This is a genomic window from Caldimonas caldifontis (assembly GCF_002930615.1).
GTDB lineage: Bacteria > Pseudomonadota > Gammaproteobacteria > Burkholderiales > Burkholderiaceae_C > Caldimonas > Caldimonas caldifontis.
Genome location: NZ_PSNX01000003.1, coordinates 358,234 through 384,616, shown reverse-complemented (window position 1 = coordinate 384,616; position 26,383 = coordinate 358,234). Strand labels below are relative to the sequence as shown.

General features: G+C 69.7%; 23 protein-coding genes and 1 pseudogene. 6 read left to right on the top strand and 18 right to left on the bottom strand.

Going from position 1 to position 26,383, the window contains the following annotated elements; all coding sequences use genetic code 11:
- Positions 1-19: 19 nt before the first annotated feature.
- The 11 genes from C1704_RS05155 to C1704_RS05105 form a co-directional block, all read right to left on the bottom strand.
- Positions 20-1,081, bottom strand: a complete 1,062-nt coding sequence (locus tag C1704_RS05155; RefSeq protein ID WP_170064629.1) for a DUF1513 domain-containing protein — start codon at positions 1,079-1,081, stop codon at positions 20-22.
- Positions 1,071-2,105 carry an imelysin family protein gene (locus C1704_RS05150; RefSeq protein WP_104301622.1) on the bottom strand — a complete coding sequence of 345 codons (1,035 nt, stop codon included), beginning with the start codon at positions 2,103-2,105 and terminating at the stop codon, positions 1,071-1,073. Before C1704_RS05150 ends, C1704_RS05155 begins: the two co-directional genes overlap by 11 nt.
- Positions 2,102-3,529: a di-heme oxidoreductase family protein gene (locus C1704_RS05145; RefSeq protein ID WP_104301620.1), complete on the bottom strand. Its 1,428-nt coding sequence runs from the start codon at positions 3,527-3,529 to the stop codon at positions 2,102-2,104. The genes C1704_RS05150 and C1704_RS05145 overlap by 4 nt, the downstream gene beginning before the upstream one ends.
- Positions 3,526-4,701, bottom strand: a complete 1,176-nt coding sequence (locus C1704_RS05140) for an imelysin family protein (protein ID WP_104301618.1) — start codon at positions 4,699-4,701, stop codon at positions 3,526-3,528. Before C1704_RS05140 ends, C1704_RS05145 begins: the two co-directional genes overlap by 4 nt.
- 183 nt (positions 4,702-4,884) lie before the next feature.
- A complete protein-coding gene (locus C1704_RS05135; RefSeq protein WP_104301616.1) occupies positions 4,885-5,658 on the bottom strand; it encodes a ferredoxin--NADP reductase in 774 nt (257 codons plus the stop codon).
- Positions 5,659-5,838: 180 nt separating this feature from the next.
- A complete protein-coding gene (locus C1704_RS05130) occupies positions 5,839-7,989 on the bottom strand; it encodes a TonB-dependent siderophore receptor (protein WP_104301614.1) in 2,151 nt (716 codons plus the stop codon).
- 35 nt (positions 7,990-8,024) lie between these two features.
- Positions 8,025-9,275 carry a PepSY-associated TM helix domain-containing protein gene (locus tag C1704_RS05125; RefSeq protein ID WP_104301613.1) on the bottom strand — a complete coding sequence of 417 codons (1,251 nt, stop codon included), beginning with the start codon at positions 9,273-9,275 and terminating at the stop codon, positions 8,025-8,027.
- 39 nt (positions 9,276-9,314) lie between these two features.
- Positions 9,315-11,429: a TonB-dependent siderophore receptor gene (locus tag C1704_RS05120; RefSeq protein ID WP_104301611.1), complete on the bottom strand. Its 2,115-nt coding sequence runs from the start codon at positions 11,427-11,429 to the stop codon at positions 9,315-9,317.
- Positions 11,430-11,537: 108 nt separating this feature from the next.
- Entirely contained in the window at positions 11,538-11,960 is a 423-nt protein-coding gene (locus C1704_RS05115; protein ID WP_104301609.1) for an ExbD/TolR family protein, read from the bottom strand.
- Between the two features lie 19 nt (positions 11,961-11,979).
- Positions 11,980-12,726: a MotA/TolQ/ExbB proton channel family protein gene (locus C1704_RS05110; RefSeq protein ID WP_104301607.1), complete on the bottom strand. Its 747-nt coding sequence runs from the start codon at positions 12,724-12,726 to the stop codon at positions 11,980-11,982.
- The gene (locus tag C1704_RS05105) at positions 12,723-13,484 is read right to left on the bottom strand and encodes an energy transducer TonB (RefSeq protein ID WP_104301605.1); all 762 of its coding nucleotides are present in this window, start codon (positions 13,482-13,484) and stop codon (positions 12,723-12,725) included. Before C1704_RS05105 ends, C1704_RS05110 begins: the two co-directional genes overlap by 4 nt.
- A 132-nt stretch (positions 13,485-13,616) precedes the next feature.
- Here C1704_RS05105 and C1704_RS05100 point away from each other — a divergent pair, with 132 nt between their 5' ends.
- Entirely contained in the window at positions 13,617-14,693 is a 1,077-nt protein-coding gene (locus tag C1704_RS05100) for an AbrB family transcriptional regulator (RefSeq protein WP_245876380.1), read from the top strand.
- Here the strand turns inward: C1704_RS05100 and lysM are convergent, their stop codons facing one another.
- The 3 genes from lysM to C1704_RS05085 form a co-directional block, all read right to left on the bottom strand.
- Positions 14,694-15,200, bottom strand: coding sequence for a peptidoglycan-binding protein LysM (gene lysM / locus C1704_RS05095; protein WP_104301603.1), 507 nt, complete (start codon positions 15,198-15,200; stop codon positions 14,694-14,696). It abuts the gene before it with no gap.
- Positions 15,201-15,295: 95 nt separating this feature from the next.
- Positions 15,296-15,868 (bottom strand): MOSC domain-containing protein, encoded by a 573-nt coding sequence (locus C1704_RS05090; RefSeq protein WP_104301601.1) that lies wholly within the window; start codon positions 15,866-15,868, stop codon positions 15,296-15,298.
- Positions 15,869-15,871: 3 nt separating this feature from the next.
- Positions 15,872-16,750 carry a substrate-binding domain-containing protein gene (locus C1704_RS05085; protein WP_104301599.1) on the bottom strand — a complete coding sequence of 293 codons (879 nt, stop codon included), beginning with the start codon at positions 16,748-16,750 and terminating at the stop codon, positions 15,872-15,874.
- A 473-nt stretch (positions 16,751-17,223) separates the two neighbouring features.
- Between C1704_RS05085 and C1704_RS05080 the strand changes: the two are divergent.
- Positions 17,224-19,061, top strand: a pseudogene (locus tag C1704_RS05080) (phosphoenolpyruvate carboxykinase (GTP)).
- An 87-nt stretch (positions 19,062-19,148) separates the two neighbouring features.
- Here the strand turns inward: C1704_RS05080 and C1704_RS05075 are convergent.
- Entirely contained in the window at positions 19,149-19,418 is a 270-nt protein-coding gene (locus C1704_RS05075; RefSeq protein ID WP_104301597.1) for a hypothetical protein, read from the bottom strand.
- 126 nt (positions 19,419-19,544) lie between these two features.
- Between C1704_RS05075 and C1704_RS05070 the strand changes: the two genes are divergently transcribed.
- Positions 19,545-20,501, top strand: coding sequence for a LysR family transcriptional regulator (locus C1704_RS05070; protein WP_104301595.1), 957 nt, complete (start codon positions 19,545-19,547; stop codon positions 20,499-20,501).
- Here the strand turns inward: C1704_RS05070 and C1704_RS05065 are convergent, their stop codons facing one another.
- Positions 20,502-21,818 (bottom strand): D-amino acid dehydrogenase, encoded by a 1,317-nt coding sequence (locus C1704_RS05065; protein ID WP_104301593.1) that lies wholly within the window; start codon positions 21,816-21,818, stop codon positions 20,502-20,504.
- A gap of 122 nt (positions 21,819-21,940) precedes the next feature.
- Here C1704_RS05065 and C1704_RS05060 point away from each other — a divergent pair, with 122 nt between their 5' ends.
- From C1704_RS05060 to C1704_RS05050, 3 genes are all read left to right on the top strand, one after another.
- Positions 21,941-22,861: a LysR family transcriptional regulator ArgP gene (locus C1704_RS05060; protein ID WP_104301591.1), complete on the top strand. Its 921-nt coding sequence runs from the start codon at positions 21,941-21,943 to the stop codon at positions 22,859-22,861.
- A gap of 15 nt (positions 22,862-22,876) precedes the next feature.
- The gene (locus tag C1704_RS05055) at positions 22,877-24,475 is read left to right on the top strand and encodes an alkaline phosphatase D family protein (RefSeq protein WP_245876379.1); all 1,599 of its coding nucleotides are present in this window, start codon (positions 22,877-22,879) and stop codon (positions 24,473-24,475) included.
- Positions 24,476-24,626: 151 nt separating this feature from the next.
- Positions 24,627-24,833, top strand: a complete 207-nt coding sequence (locus C1704_RS05050) for a hypothetical protein (RefSeq protein WP_104301587.1) — start codon at positions 24,627-24,629, stop codon at positions 24,831-24,833.
- Positions 24,834-24,909: 76 nt separating this feature from the next.
- Here the strand turns inward: C1704_RS05050 and C1704_RS05045 are convergent, their stop codons facing one another.
- Both C1704_RS05045 and C1704_RS05040 read right to left on the bottom strand, forming a co-directional pair.
- Positions 24,910-25,365, bottom strand: coding sequence for a fasciclin domain-containing protein (locus tag C1704_RS05045; protein WP_104301585.1), 456 nt, complete (start codon positions 25,363-25,365; stop codon positions 24,910-24,912).
- 31 nt (positions 25,366-25,396) lie between these two features.
- Positions 25,397-26,377 (bottom strand): fasciclin domain-containing protein, encoded by a 981-nt coding sequence (locus C1704_RS05040; protein WP_170064628.1) that lies wholly within the window; start codon positions 26,375-26,377, stop codon positions 25,397-25,399.
- Positions 26,378-26,383 lie beyond the last annotated feature (6 nt).

The window sequence follows — 26,383 nt, the reverse complement described above, 5'->3', positions numbered from 1 at the left end:
CGATGGCGCGAGGCCCTGCCTAGCCGGCCAATCGCCAGTGGTTGTCCAGGCGCAGACCGGGCAGTGCCAGCCGTTCGGCACCTTTGCCGGCGACCGGATGGCCACCCATCCACAGGCGGCCCTGTGCATCGGCGGCGAGCGCGCAGGCTTCGGGCAGTGGCACCCAGCCGCGCGGGCGGCCGTCGCGGTGATGGAGCGCCACACCTCCCGCGCGCGGGCAGCCCACGGCAAAACCTTCGGGCGTGCCGGCGATGTCGCCGCCATAGCCCGCCAGCGGGCGATCGAAGGCCACGGTGCGCAGCCCTTTCGGCTCCAGCAGCGCCAGCACCGGGGCGGCGTGGCGCTGCGCCTCGTCGTCGTGCTCGGCCTGCAGGGCCACGCCCAGTCGGTCGCCGCTCCAGGCCAGGTGACGCAGGCTCAGGCGGGCATCGTCCAGCCGCCATTGGCCCAGCACCTCGCCGCGGCGCGTGTCCAGGCACACGAGCGACGCATCCATGGCATCGAGCGCGAGCTTCTGCCGCCCCGTCTCGGGCCGCGTCTCGATGCCGCCATTGGCCACGAAGAGGCGGTCGGGGTGGAGAGGGTCCCAGAGCAGCTGGTGTGGGTCTCGGCCGTGCGTGGGCCAGGATTTCAAGGGCAGCAGCGTGATGGCCTCGCGCACGGTCACCCAGCCTTCGCCGGTGTCCAGATCGGTCTCGGTGGTGAGCAGCACACGACCCTCGGGATGCGGCAGGACGTGGCCATTGAGCGTGCGTTCGGGCGGCATCCACACCCACAGCGGATCACGGCCCGGCTGCCAGCGCAGCAGCCAGTCGCCGGGGCGGCGGGCGGCGGCATAGAGTTCGCCCTGCGTGCCGATCCACACACCATGCGCCCGGGTGGGGACGTCCAGGGCCGCTTCCACCTGCCACTGGCCGCTGGACGGATCGGGCCGCAGCCAGCCCACTTGGTGCTGGTGATCGGCCCGGCGCCAGCTCGCGGCCAGGCGCGGGGCAGATCCTGCCCAGGCGGGCGCCGCCACCGCCAGCAGGCCGGCCCCGGCCCACCCCATGAGTTGTCGCCGGGTGAGTTCAGTCGCCATCGGCATCCGAAAAGCCCAGCCGCACCTCCAGCGCAGGCGCCAGTTCGGCCTCGGCCAGGCGCTTGAGGTCGGCCAGGGCTTGGCCTGCCTCCAGGACGGTGACGCTCACCTTCGGGTCGGCCTCCGCCATGCGTGTGTCGGCCGACTGGACCGCCGCCGCCCAGCGGTCGGCCAGGTCGTTCAGGCCGCGCCCGCGCAGGTAGAGCTCGAACGGCACCTGCCCCTCGCCCGGCCGTGGCGCCTCGGCGCTGGCACGGGCCTGGGCTGCGACTGCCCCCCAATGGGTCTGCCAGCTCTGCGCGGTGGTGCCGCTGGCATGCCGGGGCAGCGCCTGCGGCGTGGCGGCCCGCAGGGGTTTTTCCATCTGGGCCCAGCGCAGGCGCTCGATGCCGCCCACCCATTGGTTGACCAGCTCGCCCACTGCCGCCACGGCCTCGTCTTCGGGCCAGTCGTCGCGACCGCGCTGCGCGAGGGCGGCAAAGCCTTCGCTCAAGGCCTGGGTTTCGCGCAGCAGGTCGTGCGCCACTTCCCGGGCATAGGTGCAGGCCGGTGTCGCGGGGGCGGCCGGTTGGGTCCACAACAGCCATTCCAGCGCCGGCAGACCCTTGGCGGGTGTGCCGATACGCTCCATCGCCGCCGCGCCGCGTGGCGCAGTGCGGATGGCGCGCTCGATCAGGTTCGCTCGGGTGGGCGAAAAGTCGATCCGGCGCAGGCTGCGACGGGCGATCAGTGGTCCGGTGGCCACCGCCGACAGGCGCTCCCAGGCCGTGGTCGTGTCGCGCCAATGCCCGCGCACACGCTCCAGGGGGAGGCTGCCCTGGCAATAGCCGTCTACGGCGCCGGCCAGGGCCCGCGCCTGCTCATGCAGCGCGCGCGCCTGCGGTGCCATCACGAAGCGATGCCAACCCACAAGCAGGTCCACCGGGGTGTAGAAGGGCACGGCCACCCGCGTCCACTGCGGCTGGGACAGGGCTGGTGCTGCCTGGAGCGCTCCGATCAGCAGCAGAAGATCTCGTCGTTTCACAGCGACTCCACGAACTTCACCAGGGCCTCGCGGTCTTCGCGGCTCATGCGCAGGACCTGCTGCTTGCTGTCTTCGGCCTCGCCGCCATGCCAGAGGATGGCCTCGAGCACGCCGTTGGCGCGCCCGTCGTGCAGCAGGCGCTGGTGGCCGTTCACGTCCTTGATGAGCCCGATGCCCCACAGCGGTGGCGTGCGCCACTGGCGGCCGTTGGCGCGGAAATCGGGCCGGCCGTCGGCCAGGGCGTCGCCCATGTCATGCAGCAGCAAGTCGGTATAGGGCCAGATGGTCTGGCCCTTCAGCGCCGGGCTGGTCAGGTGCGGGAAGGGCGCATCGCCGGTGACGTAGCTCGGCCGGTGGCACACCGCGCACTGGGCTTGCGCAAAGAGCCGCTGGCCACGCAGCACCTGGGCATCGCGTGCGTTGCGGCGCGCCGGCGGGGCCAGTGCGGCCTGGTAGAAGATCACGTCGTGCAGCGTCTTGTCGTCGATCTCGGGGGTCTGACCCCTGGCCCCGCGTGGCGCGGCGCGGCAATCGGCCTGCTTCGGCGTGCAGCTTTCCTCGGGGAAGAAGGACGAGGTGATGCCGATGTCGCCATGGAAGGCGCCAGCCGTCTGGTGGGCGATGGTCGCCACATTGGCCTTCCAGCCGAAGCGGCCGATCATCTCGCGCCCGGCCACCACGTCCCACACGCGGTTGGGCTGGCCCTTGATCGGGCCCGGCATCGCCGCCTGCTCGGCCGCGTTGCGTTCGATCTCGGCCTCGGGAATGGCTTCGAGCAGGCCCATGCCGATGACCTGGGGCGCGATGCGCGGGCTCACCCTCACGTCCTTGGCCATCGGCCCGTAGCCGAGCTTGCGAAACCCGTAGAGCGGCTGCTGCAGGGTGTAGGGCGTGCCATCGGCGAAGCGGCCGTGGATCGGCTTCCAGCGCACGGTCACCTCACCCTCGGGCGTCACCCCCGGCACGGCGGCGTTGGTGAACTGGTCGCCGTACACCGGCTCGGGCCTGGGCCCGCCGTGCGCATCGGTGCCGGGCACGGACAGGCGCAGCAGCAGGGCCAGGGGCTGCTCGTCGGCCAGGCCCTTGCGGAAGTCGGGCGGGGCCCCGCGGCCGTCCAGCGCGTGGCAGGCGCCGCAGGAGCGGGCGATGAAATGCGGGCCCAGGCCGTCGCGCGCGGTGGTGGAGGCCGGCGCCATGACCCAGTTGCGCTTGAAGAAGGAATTGCCGATCACGAAGCGCGTGCGCTCGGCATCGCTCAGGTTGGCCGCCGGGAAGGAAAAGGCATTCTTGCCGGTGGCCCACACGGTGGTGGCCCCGCCAGTGCGCTCGCCCAGGGGGTCGGCATCGGCCGGGGCCGCATCGGACCAGGCCAGCGGGCTGGCCGCAAGGGCCAGCCCCAACCACACGACACCGCGGGCGCTCACGGCTGCACGAGGGTCAACTGGGTGATGCCGATGGCCGCGGCAGCGTCCACCAGGTCCTTGCTCTGCTGCGTCAGGCTGTCGATCGCGGTCTGCACGCGCTGGCGGCCGGGGGCGTCGGCGCCGCCGAGGATCTCGCGGTCGAAGGGCGCCTGGATCGCTTCGGTGGCCCGCACCGAGCGGCGGATCTGCGCGGTGGTGCGCTCGGCCAGGGCGGCGTCCTTGGCGGCCACGAGGTCGCGCAGGCTGGGGCCCTGCAGCACACGCCCGTCGGCGCGCCGGTAGCGGCCCAGCCAGACGTTCTCGATGCCCAGGGCATTGGTCACCGCATCGCGGTGGGTGTTGTCGGAGAAGCAAGAGTGCTCGTCTTCCTGGTCCTGGCTGGCCAGGGCCACCTCCAGGCGTTCGCCGGCCAGTTCACCGCGCGAGAGCGAGCCCAGACCCACCAGCATCTTGCGCAACGACTCCTGGCCGCCACGCTCGAAGGCGGCGCGGTAGTTGTTCTTCACGCCCGGCGCCCAGGCGCGCACGAGGGTGGTCAGGTCGTCGATCAGGATCTCGGTGATGAGACGCAGGTAGGTGCGGCGCCGGTCGGCGTTGGGGCGCTTGCCGTCGATGAAGTCCTCGAAGCTGCGATCGCCCGGACCGGCATCGGAGAGGTCCTGCCCCCACAGCATGAACTCGATGGCGTGCCAGCCGGTGGCGATGTTCTCCTCGCCGCCGCGCTCGTTGAGCTCGGTGAGCGCCTTCTTGGTCAGCGGCTGCTGGCGGTTGTTGATCAAGCCGGCGTCGGGTTGGCCTTCAACGTAGTCCACGTAGGACTCGTCCATGGGCCAGGCATTGAGCCGGCCCTCGGGGCCGCGGTCGTCATCGATGGGGCCGCCGTAGAAGCGGAAGGCCTCGGTCTGGCCGTAGAACTCGCGTGCGGCCCGCCAGGCCTGGCGGGCTTCGGCCTGGGTCTGCGCGGACGGAGCGGCGATGAAGGCCGCGATGGCCTTTTGCATCGTGCGGGCCGCGGCCAGCGTGTCCTCGTAGTTGGCGTGCACCAGCGCGGCGTAGTGGCGGGCCACGGAAGCGGGTGTGGCGGCAGGCTGGGCCGCCGCGGGTGCGGTGGGCAGGGCGATGGCGAAAGAGATGGCCAGCGCGGCCAGCCCGCCAGGCAGGCGATGAAGCATGGAGACGGTCCTCGACGACGACAGGGGTGGGGGTGTCCTGTGGCGGCCCGGCGTCGAGATGTGGCGGCGGCTGATCTGCTGCGCGCGGCTCAGATAGGAACGGTTCTCATTATCACTCACCCCGCCGCCAGAAGCAAAAAAAGGCCACCCGAAGGTGGCCTCGTCAGTCGGGCTTTCGGCGGGTCACTGTTCCGCGAAGGCGCGCTCGATGACGTAGTCGCCGGGCTTGGTGGTGTTGCCCTCGTGGAACCCGCGGGCGTCCAGCATGCCCTTCAGGTCGCGCAGCATGCCCGGGCTGCCGCAGATCATCACGCGGTCTTCCGCCGGATTCAACGCGGGCACGCCCAGGTCGTCGAAGAGTTTGCCGCTGTCGATCAGCGTGGTGATACGGCCCTGGTTGCGGAAGGGCTCGCGCGTGACCGTGGGGTAGTAGAGGAGCCGCTCGGCGGCCAGTTCGCCGAGGAATTCGTGCTTGGGCAGTTCCTCGGTGATGAGATCCTGGTAGGCCAGTTCAGCCACCTGACGGCAGCCGTGCACCAGCACCACCTGCTCGAAGCGCTCGTAGGTGTGCGGGTCGCGGATCACGCTGAGGAAGGGCGCCAGGCCGGTGCCGGTGGCCAGCATGTACAGGCGCTTGCCCGGCAGCAGGTAGTCCAGCAGCAGGGTGCCGGTGGGCTTACGGCCCACGAGGATGGTGTCGCCTTCCTTGAGGTGCTGCAGCCGCGAGGTGAGCGGGCCGTCGGGCACCTTGATGCTGAAGAACTCGAGGTGCTCCTCGTAGTTGGCACTGGCCACGCTGTAGGCCCGCAGCAGCGGCTTGCCTTCGACCTTCAGGCCGATCATCGTGAAGTGGCCGTTCTGGAAGCGGAAGGCCTGGTCGCGGGTGGTCTTGAAGCTGAACAGGCGGTCGGTCCAGTGATGCACGCTCAGCACGCGTTCTTCGTTGAAGGCACTCATGGTCGAAACAGGGAGGATGGAGCAGGGTCGTTGAGCGAGCGCCAGAGGCGGCTGACGCGGGCCGCGCCCTGCTGCGGTGCAGCAGAACGAGGCCGGATCATACATTCGCGCAGGCTATGAGTCACCCATACATAAATAACGTCCTGATCTAAAGCAAGGGTGTTGCGGGAACCCCCAGCGTCAGCGCGTCCAGTTCAGGCTGGCGCTCACATGCCGGGGTGCCCCGGCGTGGTTCTGCGACCAGTACAGGCTGCTGATGTAGCGCTCGTTGGTGGCGTTGCGCAGGTTCAGGCTGGCACTCAAGTGCTTGTTGATCTCGTAGCGCGCCATCAGGTCGATCAGGGCGTAGCTGTCCTGCAGCACCCGCGCGGTGCCGCCGCCGGCCAGGGCCTCGTCGCGATAGCTGCGGCTTTGCCAGTTCACCGCCGCGCCCAGCTTCAGGCCCGGCAGGGCCGGCACACTGTAGCGGGCGGCCAGGCGGAACATCCGTCGCGGCACGAAGGTGCGCGCGGCGTCGCCGTCCTCGTCCTTCAGGCGCATCTGCGTGTAGCTGCCGGCGAGCTCCCAGTTGCGGCCCAGGCGGCCGGCGAGGTCCAGCTCGAAGCCGGTGGAGGTGGCGTCGATGCCCTCGTAGTAGCTGCCGTTCGGACCGAAGCCCGCATAGACCGGGTCGTTCTTCTGCGTCACGCGGAAGACCGCCAGGCTGCCCTGGAGGCGGCCGTCCAGCCATTCGCCCTTCAGGCCCGCTTCGACGCTCTGCCCGTCGAGGGGGTCGAGCACACGGTTGGCCGCATCGACCTTGAACTGCGGCTTGTAGATCTTCGTGTAGCTCGTATAGACGGTGTGGTGGGCGTCCAGGTCGTAGAGGGCGCCCAGGTAGGGCGTGGTCTTGAGCTTGCGATAGCGGTGGGTCTCGCCGTACTGGATGCCGTCGCTGCGGGCCTGCGTCAGGTTGGCGCCGGTGATGAGCTTGAGGTCGTCGGCCAGGTTGAAGCGGACCACGCCATAGAGCGTGCGACGGTGGTCGGTGAAATCGGCGCGTCCGTCCACCCGCTCCTTGTCAAAATCGGGGCGCGGGGTGCTGCCGTCGAGCATGTCCTCCTCGCTCAGCGGATCGCCCACGCCGGCGTCGCTCGAGCGCAGTGCATTGACGCTGCGCGACCCGCTCAGGCCCACACGCACCTCGTGCTCGCGCCCCGCCAGGGTGAAGGGGCCGCCGAGATTCACATCGACCACCCACTGACGCTCACGGTGGCGGTAGGCGGACGGGAAGGTGGTCAGGCCCGATCCGTCGGGGTTGAGCATGCCGGACACGTAGAAGAGTTCGGCGTCGGAAGCCAGCTCCCGGTGCAGCACCGTGGCCCGGCTGCGCCAGCGACCACCCCAGGCGTGGTCGAGTTCCAGGAAGGCCTGGGTGTCGTCGGTGTGCCAGTAGGTCCAGCCGGGCGCGCTGCTGGCCGAGCGCGGGTAATCCGTCAGGCTGCCGTCGCTGCGAAAGAGCGGCAGGCCGCCCCACATGATGCCCTCGGGTCGGTTGCGCTGCTGGCTCACGCCGCCGGTCAGCACGGTGTCGGGGCCGAGGTCGGCCTCGAGGACCGCGCCGAGCACGGTCTTGCGCAGGTGGTAGCGGTCCAGATAGGAATCCTTGTCCTCCACCGCGGCGATGAGGCGGCCCCGCAGACTGCCGGCCTCGTTGAGCGCGCCGCCCACGTCGGCGTCGAGGCGGCGCTGATGCCACGAACCCAGGGTGAGTCCGGCCGAGGCCTGGAAGCCGGGCGTGGGCCGCTTGCGCACGAAGTTCACGGTGGCCGAGGGGTTGCCGGTGGACGAACTCAGGCCATTGGCGCCCTTCACCACCTCGACGCGGTCGTACAGCGCGGTGTCGATGTCGCCGAGCTGGTCGCCGGTGGCAAAGGGCAGGCCCAGGCCATCGACCTGGAAGTTGGTGATGTCGAAGCCGCGCGCGCTGAAATAGGTGCGATCGGTCTCGACCCGTTCGACGCGCACGCCGCTGGTGGCCGACAGCAGGTCGCGCACGTCGCGCAGCGCGAAGTCGTCGATCTGCGTGCGCGTGACCACGCTGATGGACTGCGGCGTCTCGCGCGGCGAGAGCCGCAGTCCCGTGGCGGTGTGGGTGGCGCGCGTGGTGTAGCTGTCGCGGCCTTCGGTGGCGGCGCGTTCGGACTGGCCGGTGACGGTGACGGCTGGCAGGGCCTCGTCTGCCACAGCAGCGGGCTCGTCGGCCGCCCAGGCGGCGGTGACGCCCAGCCACAGGGCCAGGGCGTGCAGGATCGGGTGAGGACGCACGTGGTGCGGCCGGGTCACAGGCATGACAACTCCGGGAAGGTTGAGAAGGGGATTGCGGCTCAGGCCAGGTCTTCGCGCATGCGCGGTGCCGGCGTCGCGGGGGCCGCCGCCTCGGCCGGCACGGCCCTGCGGCCGCGGCGCTTGCGCCACCAGATCACGACACCGGTGATCGACAGCACGGCGATCACCAGGCCCATCACGAGCACCAGCAGGCGATACGGCAAGCCAAAGACCTTGCCCATGTGCAAGGCGGCCAGCCAGCTCGTGAAGGTGTTGCCGGGCGCGATCTTGGGGTGCTCGAAAGCGAGTTCGGCGCCGTGGTCATCCTGGGCCGAGAAGTAGACGACGGTGTGGCCGTGGTCGTCAGCGAAGTCCTGGTCGCTCATGACCGAGTAGTACCAGGCGCCATGCTCGCGCGCGAACATGATCGCGTCTTCCTGCTCGATCACGAAACCGTGGCGCGCCGCACGCGCTGCCATGAGCTCGCGGCCTCGCTCGCGAGCCTGCTCCCAGCTCATGTTGGCCTGCATCAGCGGGGCGTGGTGCAGATCGGGCAGGGCCTCGTGGGCATCCACCGTGGGCACGATGCGCTTGAGCACCGGCAGGTAGAGCTCGTCCTTGAGGTTCAGGCTCACGCTGGACACCGCGAACAGGATGAGCATGCCCCACAGCCACAGGCTCAGCGCGCGGTGCAGGTCGAAGTTGATGCGGTAGGCGCTGCCCGACCACTTCACCAGCCAGGCCGGCTTCCAGCCCTTCCAGAAGCCATTGCGCCGGCGTGGCAGCGTGAGGTAGAAGCCCACGAAGCTGTCGAACAGCCACACGAAGGAGATCACGCCGAATAGCCACATGCCCCAGGGGTAGGGAATGGTGAGAGCGTAATGCAGCTGGTACATGAGCGGCATGAAGTGCGCACGATCGAAGACCCAGGCACCGCGCTCGCGTTCGCCCAGCACCTCGGCGGTGTAGGGGTTGGCGAAGACCTCGTAGAAGCGCAGCTTCTGTGCCCCCTCGGGGCCCACCAGACGCCAGGCGTAGAGCTTGTGCGAGCGCCCTTCGTCACGGTGCAGCGGGTGGTAGTCGAGGTGGGCGTTGCCCGGCAGCGCCTGTTCCACACGCTCGCGCAGCACGAGCGGGTCGAGCAGCGGCACGTCGCTGCGGTCCTCGACGAGCATCAACTCCGGGTTGAGCGCGGTGTCGATCTCGTCATAGAAGGCGAGCAGGCTGCCGGTGAGGCCGGCGATCACGAGGAAGCCGGCGATCGCCAGGCCGGCGCAACGGTGGGCGAGCACCCAGAAGTGACGGGTCATGGCTGGCGGTCCTTGTCAGAGAAGGCTGGCGGTGATGTCTCAGAAGCGGTAGGTGACGGTGGCGTTGACGGTGCGGCGCGCGCCGTACCAGCAGTCACCGCGGCCCAGGCAGGTCGCCACATAGGTCTTGTCGGCCAGGTTGGTGACGTTCAAGGCCGCCCGCCAGGTCGGGTTCTCCCAGGCCAGCAGGGCATCGAGCAGGGTCACGCTGGGCGTGACGGGGGCAGGCGCATTGCGGAAGGACTCCAGCCAGCGCAGCCCCAGGCCGGCGGAGAAGCCCGGCGTCCCGCCCAGTGCAAAACGGTACTTCGTCCAGACCGAAGCCTGGTTCTCAGGCACGGCCTCCAGCGTCTCGTCGATGTCGGTGTAGGTATAGCTGGCCACGACATCCAGGTCACGCATCACCGTGGCCTTGGCTTCGAGTTCGACGCCGCGGGTCCTGGTTTCGCCGACCTGCTGAACGCAATCCGGGCCGGTCCCCGACACCGAGCGACTCTTCTCGCGCAGGTCGTAGACCGCTGCGCCCAGGGCGATCTGCCGCTCTGGCGGGAGGTACTTGATGCCCGCCTCCCACTGCTTGCCGCGTTGTGGCTGCAGCAGATCGCCATCGCAGTTGCGTCCTGCGACAGGCGTGAAAGCCTCGCTGTAGCTCAGGTAGGGCGACAGGCCATTGGCGGCCTCGTAGAGCAACCCCAGGCGGTGGGTCGTGGCCGAGCTCTTGTCGTCCTCAGCTCCCACGGTCTTGTTGTTCACGCGGTCGTGGCGCAGGCCTGCAACCACCACCCAGTGGTCTGCAATTCGCAGCTGGTCCTGAACGTACACGCCCGTCTGCGTCAGGGTGTTCTTCGGCAAGGCGGCAAGGTCTGGCACCGTGAACCCCGTATAGACCGGGTCGTAGACGTCGATATCAGGAATGGCCGTGCCCGCGGGGACATAGGCCTGGGCAGTCCGTGCCGTGGCACGCGAGACATCGAGGCCCGCCAGCAGGCGATGGCGCACCGTCCCCGTGTTGAACTGCCCTTCCACATGCTGGTCCGCTGCGATCTGGTTCAGCTTGTTGTGCTGGAACCAGCCGATGCGCCCGAGCACACGCTGGTTCACCGGATCGGCCGGCCAGCCGCCCGGCGACGAGAAGGCGTCACCATAGATCGAGTAATAGACGACCTTGTTCTCGGAGTAGCGCAGGTTCTGACGCACCGCCCAGTCGTCGCTGAAGCGGTGTTCCAACTGCCACCCGAAGCTGCGCCGCTCGGAGTCGTAGCGGTCCACACCCGGCTCGCCGATGAAGGTGTCGGTGGGGATGCGGCCGTTGGGGTTGTCGGACACCATCCCGGCCCAGGGGAAGAACTGCGCGGTGGAGCCCGTCTTGTCTTCCTGCCACAGCGCCTGCAACGTGAGCGAGGTGCTGGCGTTCGGGCGCCAGGTCAGCGAGGGCGCCACCAGCTTGCGGTCGTCGCGCACGTAATCCACCTGCGTGTCGCTGTCACGGCCCACGGCCACCAGGCGGTAGAGCCACTGGCCGTCCTCGGTGAGCGGGCCGGTCAGGTCGGCCTGCAGCTGCTGGCGGTTGAAGCTGCCGAACTGCACACCCACTTCGCGCTGGACCTCGTCCAGCGGACGTTTGCTGACCATGTTGACGAGGCCGCCGACGCTGCCCTGGCCGAAGAGCATCGCCGAGGGGCCGCGCAGCACCTCGATGCGTTCGAGCGTGTAGGGGTCGGTGCGCGTGTTGCTGGTGTAGTAGCCGCTCAGGTGCTTGCGCAGGCCGTCCAGATACTCAGCGGCATCGGTGCCTCGGATGCGGGCCGAGTCCGTGCGCGAATCCAGCCCGTAGGCATCGGAGCGCACGCCGGCGGCGTAGTTGAGCGCGTCCTGCAGCCCGGTGGCACCGGTGTCAGTGATGAGGTCGCGCGTGACGATGGTGATCGACTGGGGCGTCTCCGACAAGGCCGCGTCGGTCTTGGTGGCGCTGACCGCGCGACGCGGCGTGTAGCCGGGCACCGGGCTGGTAGCCGTCTCGCGCTCACGCTCGGCGCTGACGGTGACCTCGGGCAAGGCCTCGGCCGCAGGGGCCTGGGCAGCTGCGGGCAGGACCAGGGCGAGCAGGCAGGCGCACGGCGCGGCGCGCAGGGCAGGACGGAAGGACGCAGGCATGGCAAAGCTCCAACACAAGGCTGTTGTTCTGGTTTTGCCTGGGTCCGTCACGCAACGCGTGCGGGGCCTGGGTCCGACGAAAAGGGTGCGGGGCTTCCCCCGCGGGGTCTATTGCTCGGGCTGGCTGATGAAGCCGATCTTGCTCAGGCCGGCCTTCGAGGCATCGGCCAGGGTTTCGGCGACGAAGCGGTAGGGCACCGCCTGGTCGGCGCGCAGGTGCACCTCGGGGCGCTGGGCCTGGGGTCGGGTGCCCTCGGCCTGGAAACGCTCGATGGCCTGCTCGCGCGTGACCACCTCACCGTTCCAGTAGCGCGTGCCGGCCGCGTCGATGGCGAACTCGATGCGCTCGGGCTTGAGCTGGTTCTCCTGCGCGCTGGCCTGGGGCAGGTCCAGCTTCACCGAATGCGTGAGCAAGGGGGCGGTGACGATGAAGATCACCAGCAGCACCAGCATCACGTCGATGAGCGGCACCATGTTGATCTCGGACATCGCCGCGCCCGAGGACTTGTTGTCAAAACTGCCGAAGGCCATCGCGGGGCTCCTTGCGCTGTCAGGCCTTGGCGGCCGGCTTGAGCGGGCGCACGTTTTCCTGGCGGCCGCCGCCGCCCAGCGCCTGGCCGGTGGACAGGAAGGCGAAGAGGTCGAAAGCGAAGGAGTCGAGCTTGGCCGTGAGCACGCGGTTGCTGCGTGTGAGCCAGTTGTAGCCCATCACCGCGGGAATGGCCACGGCCAGACCCAGGCCGGTCATGATGAGCGCCTCGCCCACGGGGCCGGCCACCTTGTCGAGCGTGCCGGCACCGCTCATGCCGATGGCCACCAGCGCGTGATACACGCCCCACACGGTGCCGAAGAGGCCCACGAAGGGGGCGGTGGCGCCCACGGTGGCCAGCACCGTCAGGCCGTTCTCCAGCCGTGTGTTCTCTTCGTCCAGCACCTTCTTCATCGTGCGCGTGAGGAAGTCCTGCGCGCTGCCGGCCTCTTCCAGCTTGGCGGCCCCGTACTTGGCGTGGTGGGCCTGCGCGTGCATGGCGTGGGCCGTGAGGTGGGAGAACGGGTCGCGCACGCCGTGGGTGGCGATCTCGTTTTGCACCTGCTCGAGCGAGCTGGCGTTCCAGAAGAAGTTCAGGAAGGCCTCGCTGCGGCGCTTGCGCACGAAGGCCGTGATGCCCTTCATGACGATCAGGTACCACGAGATGGCCGACATCAGCAGCAGCACGACGAGCAGGCTTTTGCCCACGGCATCGGCCTGGGCGATGAAGTGGCCGAAGCCCAGTGCGTTTTCGGGGTTCACGTTCAGTTCTCCAGATTGAAGACGATGGGGGCCGGCACCCAGACCGCCTGGGGCATGCCGTTTTCGGTGTAGGGGCGGAAGCGTGCGCCGCGCATGGCGTTCACCGCAGCGTCGTCCAGGCGCTGGAAGCCCGAGGACGTCTGCACGCGGGCCTGCACGGGGCGGCCCTGCTCATCGACAAGGACCATCAGCACCACGCGGCCCTTTTCGCCCAGCCGACGCGACTGGGGCGGGTAGTTCACGCGCGGCGGCGTGAGGTACTGCACGGCACTGGCCGACACGGTCTTGGGCTGCGGCGCCGGGGGCGCCGGCGGGGCCGGCGGGGCGGGTGGCGCCAGGGGCACCACCGGCTCGGGCGGCGCAGGGGGTTCCTCCGGTGGCGCAGGCGCCACAAACGGTGCGGGGGCGGGCTCGGGGGGCGCGGGTGCGGTGATCACCGGCGCTGGCGGTGGGGGCTTGCGCACCTCGGGTCGTGGAGGGGGCGGAGGCGGCGGGGGCGGCGGGGGCGGCACCGGCTCGGGCGGCGGCGGTGCGGCCGTCAGGAACTCGACGAAGATCGGTGCCGCCTCCCCCACGGCCGTGCGCACGGCCTCGACCTGGAGCAGGCCCCAGCCCGCCCCCACGTGTGCGGCCACCACGGCCGCCAGCGCCAAGGCACGCTCGCGCCGACCCAGGCCGGAGTCCCCGGCACCGGGCAGGTGGCGTGGATCCAGGTCAACCCAGGGCGGCGAGGCAGGGGATGAGGGGTTCACGGGCAGCGTCATGAATGAGAACGATTCGCATTATATGTGGTCGAATCGCAAGACGGCATGGATCGGTGCGGCCATCGCGCGCATTGTCCTGCTGCGCAGCACTTGATCTAGCATGCTGGGTTTCGCTGTCCTCGTGGTCTCGCCTTGTCCACCCTGCACACGCTGTCATCCTGGCTCCGGCCCCTGCGCATCGGCGCCACCCTGGTCTGGGCGGGCCTGGCCGGCTGGGTCTGCAGCCGGGTCGGCACCCCCCTGCCATGGATGATCGGCCCGCTCCTGGCCACCGCCCTGGGGTGCATGGCCGGGCTGCCACTCACCGGCAGCCTGACGCTGCGCAGCGCCGGCCACTGGGCCATCGGCACCGCCCTGGGCCTGTACTTCACCCCGCAGGTGGTGGGCGTGGTGGTCGGCCATGCGGCAGCCATCCTGGTGGGCATTGCCTGGGCTCTCGCGCTGGGCCTGGCCTTCGGGCTCGTGCTGGCCCGTGCGAACCGGCAGATCACCGGCCTCGACTCGGCCACCACCTACTTTGCCAGCGCGATCGGTGGCGCCTCGGAAATGGCGATGCTGGCCGAGCGCCATGGCGGCCGCGTGGACCTGGTGGCTTCGGCACACAGCGTGCGCATCCTGATGGTGGTGCTGGTGATCCCTTTCGGCTTCCAGGGCCTGGGCTTGCGAGGGCTCGACCCCTTCGTGCCAGGCCCCGCCGAGGTGCATGTCCCCGGCTTGCTGCTGCTCATCGTCCTGACGTGTGCGGCCGCGGGTCTGCTGCAGTGGCTGGGCCGGCCCACCCCCTGGGTGCTGGGCTCGCTGGCGATGGCCGCCGGCCTCACGGCCAGCGGCATCGAGCTGTCGGCCCTGCCCACGTGGATGACCAACCTCGGCCAGCTCTTCATCGGGGTCGCGCTGGGCACACGCTTTTCGCCGGCCTTCATCCACACCGCACCGCGCTGGCTGGCCACCGTGGCCGCCGGAACCCTGGCCATGATCGTGCTGTGCGCAGGGTTTGCCTGGGTGCTCGCGCAATGGGTGGACCTGCACCCGGCCACCGTGATGCTGGGCACGTCGCCCGGCGGCATCGCCGAGATGTGCATCACCGCCAAGGTGCTGCAACTCGGCGTGCCCATCGTCACGGCCTTTCACGTCACCCGCATGGCGGCCGTGGTGCTGCTGGCCGGGCCGCTCTATCGCGTGCTGTCGCGCCGCGGCTGGCTGGTCTGATCAGGCCGGCGGGATGCGCAGCAGCTGGCCCGGGTAGATCTTGTCCGGGTGGCTGAGCATGGGGCGGTTGGCCTCGAAGATCTTCATGTAGGCGTTCGCATTGCCGTAGAACTTCTTCGCAATGGCCGACAGCGTGTCGCCCTTGGCCACCAGATGGAACTGCGACTCGGGCTCGGGCGGGGCCGCGACCGTGAGCAGGTCGTTGACGGCCGACACCCCGGCCACGTTGCCGCAGCACAGCACGATTTTTTCCTTGGTGGCCTGGTCCGCCGCCACGCCGGACACCGTGACGGTGGTGGTGGCGCCGTCGAAGCTCACCTCCAGCGCATCGGCCGTCAGGCCCTGGGAGGCGATGTACTTGCGGATCGCCTCGGCGGCCTTCGCATTGGCTTCCTGGACGCGCGCCTGGGCCGCTGCGGGGTCGGCCGCGGGCGCCGGGGCCGCCTGGGCCTCCTTGCCACCGAAGAGCTTCTCGCCAGCGTCCTTCAGGAACTTGAGCAGACTCATGGATGTCCTCCTGTTCTGGGATCAACCGCCCCGGCGGGACGGCTGGACCATCATGCCACGCGCAAGGCCGCTCGCCGATGACCCCACCCGGGGCCTCAGCGCTTCATGCGGGCGGCGAACAGCTCGGCGATGCTCACGTCACGTGGCCCCGGGATCAGCTCGAAGGCCTCCCCCGCCTCCAGTGCACCCTCGTGACGCACCGCAAGGTAGAAGCCACAGTAGCCTGACTGGGCCATCAGCCTGGCCGACTGCCGGAAGCCCATCGCGGCCTCGAACTTGAAACACGGAAAGCGCGGCTCGCTGATCACCAGTTCGCAGCGCGGAAACCGCAGCACGTCACCGATCCAGGCGTCCCCCTCCAGCAAGCCGGTGACCGTGAGGTTCTCACCCATCGCCCCCGGCGGCAGGGTGTCGTCCCAGCCGGCCACCTGGGCCTGGGCCCGCACGGTGCGCCAGAACGGGTAGTGCTCGGCCGGGTAGGCATAGACCGCCTTGGACAGGCCGCCGTGCACGCTGAGGTCGGCCTGCTCGTCGCCTTCCAGACCGAGGTTGCGCACGCAGACCGGACCCGCCACAGGCTGCTTGCCATAGGCACTCAGCACGGAACGGCCTTGCAGGCTCACGCTTCGGGCACGGCCCACCTGAACGGACAGCAGCCGGCGTGCCATGTCTCAGGCACGCGGTGCGACCGCACTGTAGCCGCCCGGGGCCGACGCGATCGCACGGCGGCCGGTGGGCCCGGTCAGCCAGTCGAGGAACAGTTTGCCGGCCGGATGGTTGACGCGGAAGGAGCGCATCGCGTGGTAGACATCGGCCAGCCGGGCATCGCCTTCCACCACCACGCCCAGGCGATCGCGCTGGCGGGAAGCCAGCCACACGCCGCGATCCACCAGCACGTAGGCACCCAGTTCATTGGCCTGCGCGAGGGTTTCCGCCATGCTGCCTGCCGCACGCTGATACCAGCCGCCCGACGGGGACGTGCCGGCCGCCTGCCACAGAGCCAGCTCCTTGGCGCGGGCCCCTGAGCGATCGGCCGGGGCCACGAAGACCGCCTGGCCCTGGGCCCCGGCCTGGGCGATCTGGGCCAGCGCCTGCGCGGCGTCGCTGCCGCCCATCAGCCCCAGCGGGTCCTTGGGCGGTGGCGGTTTGCGGCCCTTGGCGGGTGCGGGTGGGCGCTCCAGCGGTCCGGCCAGCACGAAGCGGTTGGCGGCCACGAAGCGCCGGTCATGCACCAGGCCCTGCTTGAAGAGGGCCTCCTCGGCCTGCGGCACATGGGTGATGGCCACATCCACCTCGCCTTGCTCCAACAATGAAAGCATGCGCTCACTGGCGCCCGGTGTGCTGTCCACGGCCAGTCCGGTGTCGCGCGCGATGGCCCGGCGGATGTGCAGGGCAAAGCCGCTGTCGTGCAGCGAGGTGGCCACCCCCACCAGCAGGGCCTGGGTCTGGGGACGGCGCTGCTGCGCCAGGGCCGGGCCCAGCCAGGCCGTCAGCGAGGTGGCGGCCGCGGCCTGGAGGAGGCGACGACGTGGAAGGCGATGGATGGACATGGCGAGTCAAGGCAGGACGACGCAGGTGGCATCTTAGCCACGCCGCCCCGCCGCCCACAGGCCGCCTGGCATCACAGGCGCGCCTTGCGTCAACTGCGTCACCCTCCCCGCAAACAAGGGCTCCTCGCGCACAAGGGACGATGCACCGGGCATGTATCTATTCCGAACTTGCATAACCCCATGCCATCCTTGAGTTACGGCGCGATTACACTGGAACGGCTGCCTCGCAGGGGTGGCGAGTCGGTGCACCGGCCGGCCGCCGCTTCCGACTCGCCCGGCTTGCGCACAACGCAGCCCGAACGGGCCGAAGCAGCCCACCCGCCCTGGCACACGCCCGTGCGCCCCGGCCCGGCGGGCTGGCCCTGCGGCATTTGGCGAGCCCCGTGCGCCTCAGCCTGCGCGTCCATCTCCTGGCTGTTCCCGTTCGAGGTTCTCCAAATCCCGCTTTTCGGCTTTCAATGTTTGGAGTGACCATGAACCAACCCGTGATGCAGGGGCTGCGTCTGAATGCCCCCGCCTTCGTCAAGAACGCCAAGCTGCTGGCCTGGGTGGCCGAGATCGCCGCCCTCACCGAACCCGACAGCATCTACTGGTGCGACGGCAGCCAGGCCGAATACGACCGGCTGTGCCAGGAACTCGTCGACGCCGGCACCTTCAAGAAGCTCAACCCCGCCAAGCGTCCCGGCAGCTACCTGGCCGTGACCGACCCCAGCGACGTGGCCCGCGTGGAAGACCGCACCTTCATCTGCACGCCGAAGAAGGAAGACGCCGGCCCCACCAACAACTGGATGGCACCCGACGAGATGCGCGCCACGCTGCAAACCGGGCCGAACGCCCTGTTCAAGGGCTGCATGCGCGGGCGCACGATGTACGTGGTGCCCTTCTCGATGGGCCCGCTGGGCTCGCCGATCGCCCACATCGGCATCGAGCTGTCCGACAGCCCCTATGTGGCGGTGAACATGCGCATCATGACGCGCATGGGCCAGGCCGTGTACGACGTGCTGGGCACCGACGGCGAGTTCGTGCCCTGCGTGCACTCCGTGGGCGCCCCGTTGCAGCCCGGGCAGAAAGACGTGGCCTGGCCGTGCAACAAGACCAAGTACATCGTCCACTACCCCGAGACTCGCGAGATCTGGAGCTATGGCTCGGGTTACGGCGGCAACGCCCTGCTGGGCAAAAAGTGCTTCGCGCTGCGCATCGCCTCCACGATGGGCCGCGAGCAAGGCTGGCTGGCCGAGCACATGCTCATCCTGGGCGTGACCAATCCGCAGGGCAAGAAGTACCACATCGCTGCGGCCTTCCCCAGTGCCTGCGGCAAGACCAACTTCGCCATGCTCATCCCGCCCAAGGGCTTCGAGGGCTGGAAGGTCACGACCATCGGCGACGACATCGCCTGGATCAAACCCGGCCCGGATGGCCGCCTGTACGCCATCAACCCCGAAGCCGGCTACTTCGGCGTGGCCCCGGGCACAAACGAGAAGACCAACCCCAACTGCATGGCCTCGCTACGCGAGAACGTGATCTTCACCAACGTCGCGCTCACCGACGACGGCGACGTGTGGTGGGAAGGCATGGGCCCGGCCCCCGAGCACGCCATCGACTGGCAAGGCAAGGACTGGACGCCCCAGATCGCCAAGGAAACCGGCGCCAAGGCCGCCCACCCCAATGCCCGCTTCACCGTGCCGGCCACCAACAACCCCGCACTCGATCCTGCCTGGGACGATCCCGCCGGCGTGCCCATCGACGCCTTCATCTTCGGCGGCCGCCGCAGCACCACCGTGCCGCTGGTGACCGAGGCACGCAACTGGGTGGAAGGCGTGTACATGGCCGCCACCATGGGCTCGGAAACCACCGCTGCGGCCTTCGGCCAGCAAGGCGTCGTGCGCCGCGACCCCTTCGCGATGCTGCCCTTTGCCGGCTACAACATGGCCGAGTACTTCCAGCACTGGCTCGACCTGGGCAAGAAGCTGTGATCTACACCGTCAACTGGTTCCGCAAGGACGAAGCGGGCAACTTCGTGTGGCCCGGCTTTGGCGAGAACATGCGCGTGATGAAGTGGATGATCGACCGCATCGAGGGCCATGGCCGCGGCGAGGAACACATCTTCGGCGTCACCCCGCGCTACCTCGACCTGCACTGGGACGGCCTGGACTTCAGCACCGACCAGTACGTGCAGGTGACCAGTCTGGACCTGCAGGCCTGGCGCGACGAACTCAAGCTGCACGACGAGTTGTTCGAGCAGCTCTCGCACCGCCTGCCCCAGGAACTGGTCGACACCAAGGACCGGCTGACCCAGCGCCTGTCGGCCTGAGGCGACCGGTCCCGAAAAGGCAAAAGCCGCCCACGGGCGGCTTTTTCGTGCCCCCGCCCAACCGGCGAGGCTTCCTCAGGTGAGCGCTTACTCGTCGCGCGAGGTCTGCAGGCGGGCGGCAGCGGCACGCAGTTCCGCGGCAAAGCCGGGCTGGCTGGTGCCATAGCTGTCGGCCAGGCGCAGCATCTCCTGGATGGCGCGGGTTTCAGCCCACAGGCGGCGCTGCTCGACGATGTTGCGGCCCACGGCGCGCAGACCGTTCACAACCGAGGCAAAGATGCTGGCCGCCCAAGCCGCACCGCGCGGAGCGGCGGTGACAACCGGGGCCGACGGGAGCTTGATGGTGGTGGCAGACATGGTGTTTTCCTTTCAGTACACGCCGTCCTTGACGTGTTGGAAGGAAGTCTAGGGTAATCCCTAGGTATGTCGCCAATGGATTGTTGGAATCACAGACATTCACGTTGGTTATGACATGATGCCGGCGTGAACTTCCGCACGCTCGACCTCAACCTCCTGCGCGTGTTCGACCAGGTCATGGCCGAGCAGAACCTGACGCGCGCCGCCGAACGCCTGGCCATGACGCAGCCGGCCGTCAGCAACGCCCTGCGCCGGCTGCGCGAGGCCCTGGGCGACGACCTCGTCACCCGCACCGCCTTTGGCGTGAAGCCCACGCCGAAGGCCGAGGCCCTGTGGCCCGAGGTGCGCGCGGCCCTCGAGCGCCTGCGCGAGGCCATCGAGCCGCGCGGCTTCGACCCGCGCACCCAGGAGGCCACCTTCCGCCTGGCGATGGCCGACGCCACAGCCGCCACCTTGCTGCCGGCCCTGGTGCAGGCCATCGAGTCCACCCAGGCCCTGACCAATGTGCGGGTGCTGCCGCTCACCACCCGCGACCCCCGCCCCTGGCTGGAGCGCGGCGAGGCCGATTTCGCGATCGGCTACTTTCCCCAGGCCGTGGCCGCGCTGGAGGCCGAAGGTGGGCAGGCCACCATCCATCACCAGCGGCTGTATGACGGGCACTACGTGTGCGTGATGCGCAAGGGCCATGCGCTGGCCGAGGGCGAGCTCACGCTCGACCGCTTCTGCGAGGCACACCACCTGTTGGTGAGCTTCTCGGGCCGGGCGCATGGTTTCGTGGACGAAGCCCTGGCCGCGCTGGGCCGCACGCGGCGTGTGGTGCTCACCGTCAACCAGTTCTTCACCGCCGGGCGGGTGGTCACGGGCTCAGACCTGCTCACCGTGCTGCCCTACGAGTTCCTGCCCGCCACGGGCTTCGAGGAGGAGCTCGCGATCCAGCCCATCCCGCTGGCCCTGCAGGGGGTGCACGTGGAAGTGCTGTGGCACCAGCGGCATGACCGTCATCCGGCCCATGTGTGGATGCGCGAGCGCATCGTCGAGGCCGGGCAGGCCCGGCAGCGCAGCCGCACACCGGCGCCGCGGTGATCAGGCCGTGGCGCGGCGCAAGCGGGCGGACTTTGTACTGCTGACCTGCGGTCCGCAGAAGCCGAAGTCCAGCGCCGGACGCTTGCCGCTCATGAGCTCGGCCAGGGCGCGGCCCGAGCCGGCCCCGTGGGTCCAGCCCAGCGTGCCGTGACCGGCATTCACCCACAGCCTGCCCAGGCGGGTGCGGCCGATGTAGGGGATGTTGGTGGGCGTGCTGGGGCGCAGGCCGGTCCAGAAGTTGGGCTCGCTCAGGTCGGCCACGCCGGGGAAGAGCTGTTCGTAGCGCGTGAGCAGCGACTGGCAGCGCACCTTCGCGGTGGGCGTGTCCAGGCGGGTGTCGAAGCCGGCCAGTTCGGCCGTGCCGGCGATGCGCACGCAGTCGCCCAGGCGTGAGATGGCGATCTTGCGGCCGTCGTCGAGCAGGCTCACGGTGCTGGCGCGTTCGGGCTGCTTCAGGCGCAGCGTGGCCGAGTAGCCCTTGGCGGGGTAGATGTTGAGCGACACGCCCAGCGGGCGCAGCAGCGGCGCGGTGTAGGAGCCCATCGCGGCCACGTAGGCGTCGGCCACCAGCGTGCGGCGCTGGCCGCCGCGCATGTCGCCCACACGCACACCGCTGACCTGACCGCCGGCGACGTCCAGGCCCAGGATGTCGTGCTCGTACAGGAAGGTGGCGCCGCGCTCGGCACAGCGGCGCGCGAGTTGCTGCGTGAAGACGCGCGCATCGCCCGATTCATCGCTGGGCGTGTAGGTGCCGCCATGGATGCCGGGGCCGTAGGCCGCCAGCGCCGGCTCGATCTTCAGGACCTCCTCGCGGCTGAGCACGCGGCGGTCCACGCCGTACTTGCGCATCAGCTCGGCACCGGCCGCGCCGTCCTCGAAGTCCTTCTGGCTGGAGAAGAAGTGCAGGATGCCGCGCTCCAGGCGCTCGTACTGGATACCGGTGTCGGCCACCAGCGACTTCAGCGACTCATGGCTGTAGCGGCCCAGCGCCACGAGCTGGCGCACGTTGCGCTCGAAGGCGGCGTCGGTGCACTGGGTGAGGAAGCTCAGGCCCCACAGCCACTGGTGCGGGTCGAGCCTGGGACGGAAGAGCAGCGGCGAGTCGTCGCGCGCCAGCCACTTCAGCACCTTCAGCGGCGCGCCGGCGCTGGCCCAGGGCTCGCAGAAGCTCACCGAGATCTGCGCGCCGTTGGCAAAGCTGGTTTCCAGCGCGGCATCGGGCTGGCGGTCGATCACGGTGACCTCGTGGCCCTCCTCGAGCAGGTACCAGGCGGTGCTGATGCCCACGATGCCGGCGCCCAGAACGATGACTCGCATGATCGACTCCTTGGATTCCAGGGCGCACGCATGGCGGGCGCCGCTCCTTGGCGGGATTGTGGGCAGGGCCGGCCCCGTCGTGAAGTCGGATGAATATTGTTCCGATTACATTAGCAGTACTTATGAAAGACCTCGATCCCGCCGCCCTGGAATGCCTGGCCGCCCTGGTGGACGAAGGCAGCTTCGAGCGCGCCGCCGCGCGGCTGGCCATCACCCAGTCGGCCGTCTCGCAGCGGCTGCGCGCCCTGGAGGCCCAGCTCGGCCAGCCGGTGGTGGTGCGTTCGCGGCCCCTGCGTCTGACCGAATCGGGCAAGGTGCTGCTGCGCTTCGCCCGTCAATGGCAGGCCCTGCGTGCCGACGTGGCGCGCGAGCTCGACGCGGCCGGCGGGGGTGACGACCGGCTGCCGATCGCCGTGAACGCCGACAGCCTGGCGACCTGGGTGCCGCCGGCCCTTGACGCCCTGGTCCATGAAGGCGTGTCGCTGGAGCTGGTGGTGGACGACCAGGACTTCACCCACGACTGGCTGCGCCAGGGCGCGGTGCTGGGCTGTGTGAGCACCGTGCGCGAGGCCCTGCAGGGCTGCCGCGTCACACCGCTGGGCGTGATGCCCTATGTGGCCGTGGCCAGCCCGGCCTTCCTCGACCGTGAGCTGCCCAACGGTCTGCACCGGCGCAACTTTGCCGAGACCCCCTTCCTGGTGTTCAACCGCAAGGACGACATGCAGGCCCAGTGGGTGAGCCGGGCCTTTGGGGTGCGGTCGCCTCGGTTGCGCGAGCGCTTCGTGCCCTCGTCCGACGCCTATGTGCGCGCGGCCGTGATGGGCTGGGGGGTGGGCGTGGCCCCGGAACTGCAGGTGCGGCCCCACGTCGAACGTGGGGAACTGCAGGTGCTGCACCCGGACGTGCGGCTGCCCATTGCCTTGCACTGGCACCAGTGGCGGCTGGGCGACGAACGCCGCCCGGTGGCGCGGGCCAGCCTGCTCGACCGCATCGGCCAGGCCCTCGTGGCGGGTGCGCGTCAGGTACTGCAAGCCCCGGTCTGAGGCAACATCGCGCCCATGCTCGACCGCCGCGCCACTTTGCAGCAACTCGCCCGGGCCGGCGCCGCCCTGGCCCTGGCCCGCCTGGCCGCCCCGGTCTTGGCACGGCCCGAGGCCCCACGCTTCACCGACGACCCGTTCACGCTGGGTGTGGCCAGCGGCATGCCGCGGCCCGACGGTGTGGTGCTGTGGACGCGCCTGGCGCCACAGCCCCTGGAGACCGGCGGGGGCATGCCGCCCGTGGCCGTCAAGCTGCAGTGGGAGCTCGCCGACGACGAACACTTCGGCCAGGTGCGCCAGCGCGGCGAGGTGTGGACCGGCCCCGAGCGGGCGCATGCCGTGCACGTGGACGTGAAGGGCCTGCCGCCAGGACGGGTCTACCACTACCGCTTCCACTGCGGCGGTGCCACCAGCCCGGTGGGCCGCACGCGCACGGCCCCGCCCGACGATGCCGAGGTGGGCCTGCTGCGCCTTGCGCTCGCCTCCTGCCAGCATTACGAGCAGGGGCACTTCGTCGCGCACCGCGAGATCGCCCGCCAGGACCTGGACGTCGTGCTCTTCGTGGGCGACTACCTCTACGAGACCAGCAACCCCGACTTCCGGCTGCGCCGTCATGGCCCCCGCCCCACCACGCTGGCCGGATTCCGACGCCATCACGCCCAGTACAAGCTCGATCCCGACCTGCGGGCGGCCCATGCCGCCCACCCCTGGATCCTGACCTGGGACGACCACGAGGTCGAGAACGATTACGCAGCCGATCGCGGCCCGCTGCACCGGGACCCGCAGGCCTTCCTGGCCCTGCGTGCGGCGGCCTACCAGGCCTATTTCGAACACCTGCCACTGGCGCCCTGGATGGCACCCCAGGGGCCGGACATGCGCATCCACCACCGCTACACCTGGGGCCGGCTGGCCGAGCTGTGGACCCTGGACGGGCGGCAGTTCCGCTCGCCCCATGCCTGCCCGAGCGCCGAGCGCCCCGTTGGTGGACGCATCAGCGGCGCCTGCGCCGAGCTGATGGACCCGCAGCGCACCATGCTCGGCTTCGAGCAGGAGGCCTGGCTGCAGCGGGGGCTGGCCCACAGCCTGCGGCACTGGAAGCTGCTCGGCCAGGGCAGCCAGATCAGTCCGTGGAGCGTGGCCACCCCCTTGGGCCGGCGACTCTTCACCGATGCCTGGGACGGCTACCCGGCGGCGCGCGAGCGGCTGCTGGCGGGCATCGCCGAGGCCCGCATCGGCAACGTCATCGCCCTGGGCGGCGACGTGCATCGCCATGTGGCCGCCGACCTGCGCGTGATCCCGAACGAGTCGCGCTCACCGGTGGTGGCAAGCGAGTTCGTCACGACGTCGATCACCACCCGGGGCCTGCCGGGCTATGCGCAGGGCCTGGTGCGCTCGAGCAATCCCGACCTGAAGCACGCACGCTCGGACGAGCGCGGCTACGTGCTGCTGAGCCTGGATGCCCAGCACGCCCGCGCCGAGTTCCGCGCCACACGCTTCCCGGTGGCCGCCGAGGCACGGCTGCACACGCAAGCGGTCTATGCCGTGGAGAGCGGGCGTGCCGGCGTGCAGGCGGAGCACCCGGAAGGGCCGTCGCCGGCCCCGGCGATCGAGCCCTGAGCGTCCCACCCCGCGACCAAGGGGGCACGAACGTGCAATAGGCGCCACATCCCCCTCCAACTCGGGATATCGCGGACTTCAGCGCAGGCGCAAACTGCCGATGCATGAGACAAGGCACGGCCACGTGGCGGTGCCCGAAAGAAGGTGCATCATGGCCCGCTTCTCGCTGCCCCCCTGGACCCAGCCCCCGACGCCTGCGGCGCCGGCCTACCAACCCGACCCGGCCGACCTCGGCACCGAGCTGGGCCTTGAGGCCTGCCTGGGCGGCACCGTCCCGGCGCCGGCCTACCACGGCCGCGGCGACGACGACTCCCTGGGGCGTCGTGTCGAGGACGTGTTCAGTCACTACGGCGTCTGAGAACGGAAACGGCCCGCTCGTGGCGGGCCGGTCCTTGAAGGGCAGCGCCAGGCTGCCCCGCGTGTTGCCCTGAGGTTTACTGCGGCAGCACCACGGTGTCGATCACATGGATCACACCATTGCTCGCGGTCACATCCGTGGCCGTCACGCGGGCGTTGTTCACCGTCACACCCCCCATCGTGCCGATGGTCAGTTCCTGGCCCTGCACGGTCTTGACCTTGCCGGCCTTGACGTCAGCGGCCATGACCTTGCCCGGCACGACGTGGTAGGTCAGCACGGCCGTCAGCTTGGCCTTGTCGGCCAGCAGCGCGTCGAGCTGGGCCTTGGGGATCTTGGCGAAGGCCTCGTCGGTGGGGGCGAACACCGTGAACGGGCCGGGGCCCTTCAGGGTGTCGACCAGGCCCGCGGCCTGGACAGCGGCGACCAGGGTCTTGAACGAGCCGGCCGAGACGGCGGTGTCGACGATGTCCTTGGCCCAGGCGGCGGCGCTCAGGCCGAGGCTCAGGGCGGTGGCGATCAGCAGTTTCTTCATGGAAAGACTCCTTGGTTGAAGGGAACGGGACTCAGGGGGCAACGGGCGGCAGAATGACCGCATCGATCACATGGATCACCCCATTGCTGGCCACCACGTCGGTGGCGACGAGGTTGGCCGTGCGCGCACGACCGTCTGTAATGACCAGGGCGGGGCTCACATTGAAGGTGTCGCCCTGGACGGTCGTCACGTCGGCCGCGCCACCGCTGACGAGGGCCACCACGTCGGCCGCCCGCAGATCACCGCCCACCACGTGGTAGGTCAGGATGGCGGCGAGGTCCGGCGAGGCCAGCAGTTGCTCGGCCGTCAGGTCCAGCTCGGCCAGCGCCGCGGCAAAGGCGTCGTTGGTCGGGGCGAACACCGTGAAGGGGCCCGTGCCCGACAGCGTGGCGACCAGGTCGGCTTCCTCGACAGCCGCGACCAGGGTCGAGAACGTCGGGTTGAGCCGCGCCATCTGCACGATGTCGAGCACGCCGGGGGGCACCAGCACCTTGTCGATGACGTGGATCACGCCGTTGCTGGCGTCGATGTCGGGCGTGGTGACGTTGGCCGTGGTCCCCAGGGCGTCCGTGAGGATCACCCCGCCGGTCAGGCTGAGACCGAGGGTGGCGGCGCTGTCCTCGAAGGTATAGAGCGTTGGCAGGGTGCCGGCCGTCAGCGACGTGGAGGGGTTGTCGCCCGCCACCACGTGGTAGGTGAGGATCTTGCCCAGCGCGTCGGCGGGCAGCGTCTCCACCAGGGCCGTGCCATCGGCCAGGCCGATGGCCTGTGCCGCGGCGTCGAAGGCCTCGTTGGTCGGGGCAAAGACGGTCAGCTGGGTGTCGCCGGACAGCGCATCCACGAGGTCGGCCTTCACGACGGCCGCAACGAGGGTGCTGAACGCAGGGTTGCCCTGCGCGATCTGGACGATGTTCTGCGATGCCACGGCATCGTCGTCATCGTCACCACCGCCACAGGCGGCAAGGAAGGCCACCGAAGAGGCCACGAGCATGCTTTTGAGCCATCGAGACATTGGGGT

Bases quoted from the DNA above. Each gene is read 5' to 3' on its own strand.
- C1704_RS05155 (WP_170064629.1), bottom strand. From the start codon at position 1,081: ATGGCGACTGAACTCACCCGGCGACAACTCATGGGGTGGGCCGGGGCC.
- C1704_RS05140 (WP_104301618.1), bottom strand. From the start codon at position 4,701: ATGCTTCATCGCCTGCCTGGCGGGCTGGCCGCGCTGGCCATCTCTTTC.
- C1704_RS05135 (WP_104301616.1), bottom strand. From the start codon at position 5,658: ATGAGTGCCTTCAACGAAGAACGCGTGCTGAGCGTGCATCACTGGACC.
- C1704_RS05130 (WP_104301614.1), bottom strand. From the start codon at position 7,989: ATGCCTGTGACCCGGCCGCACCACGTGCGTCCTCACCCGATCCTGCAC.
- C1704_RS05125 (WP_104301613.1), bottom strand. From the start codon at position 9,275: ATGACCCGTCACTTCTGGGTGCTCGCCCACCGTTGCGCCGGCCTGGCG.
- C1704_RS05120 (WP_104301611.1), bottom strand. From the start codon at position 11,429: ATGCCTGCGTCCTTCCGTCCTGCCCTGCGCGCCGCGCCGTGCGCCTGC.
- C1704_RS05115 (WP_104301609.1), bottom strand. From the start codon at position 11,960: ATGGCCTTCGGCAGTTTTGACAACAAGTCCTCGGGCGCGGCGATGTCC.
- C1704_RS05105 (WP_104301605.1), bottom strand. From the start codon at position 13,484: ATGACGCTGCCCGTGAACCCCTCATCCCCTGCCTCGCCGCCCTGGGTT.
- lysM (WP_104301603.1), bottom strand. From the start codon at position 15,200: ATGAGTCTGCTCAAGTTCCTGAAGGACGCTGGCGAGAAGCTCTTCGGT.
- C1704_RS05090 (WP_104301601.1), bottom strand. From the start codon at position 15,868: ATGGCACGCCGGCTGCTGTCCGTTCAGGTGGGCCGTGCCCGAAGCGTG.
- C1704_RS05085 (WP_104301599.1), bottom strand. From the start codon at position 16,750: ATGTCCATCCATCGCCTTCCACGTCGTCGCCTCCTCCAGGCCGCGGCC.
- C1704_RS05075 (WP_104301597.1), bottom strand. From the start codon at position 19,418: ATGTCTGCCACCACCATCAAGCTCCCGTCGGCCCCGGTTGTCACCGCC.
- C1704_RS05065 (WP_104301593.1), bottom strand. From the start codon at position 21,818: ATGCGAGTCATCGTTCTGGGCGCCGGCATCGTGGGCATCAGCACCGCC.
- C1704_RS05060 (WP_104301591.1), top strand. From the start codon at position 21,941: ATGAAAGACCTCGATCCCGCCGCCCTGGAATGCCTGGCCGCCCTGGTG.
- C1704_RS05055 (WP_245876379.1), top strand. From the start codon at position 22,877: ATGCTCGACCGCCGCGCCACTTTGCAGCAACTCGCCCGGGCCGGCGCC.
- C1704_RS05050 (WP_104301587.1), top strand. From the start codon at position 24,627: ATGGCCCGCTTCTCGCTGCCCCCCTGGACCCAGCCCCCGACGCCTGCG.
- C1704_RS05045 (WP_104301585.1), bottom strand. From the start codon at position 25,365: ATGAAGAAACTGCTGATCGCCACCGCCCTGAGCCTCGGCCTGAGCGCC.
- C1704_RS05040 (WP_170064628.1), bottom strand. From the start codon at position 26,377: ATGTCTCGATGGCTCAAAAGCATGCTCGTGGCCTCTTCGGTGGCCTTC.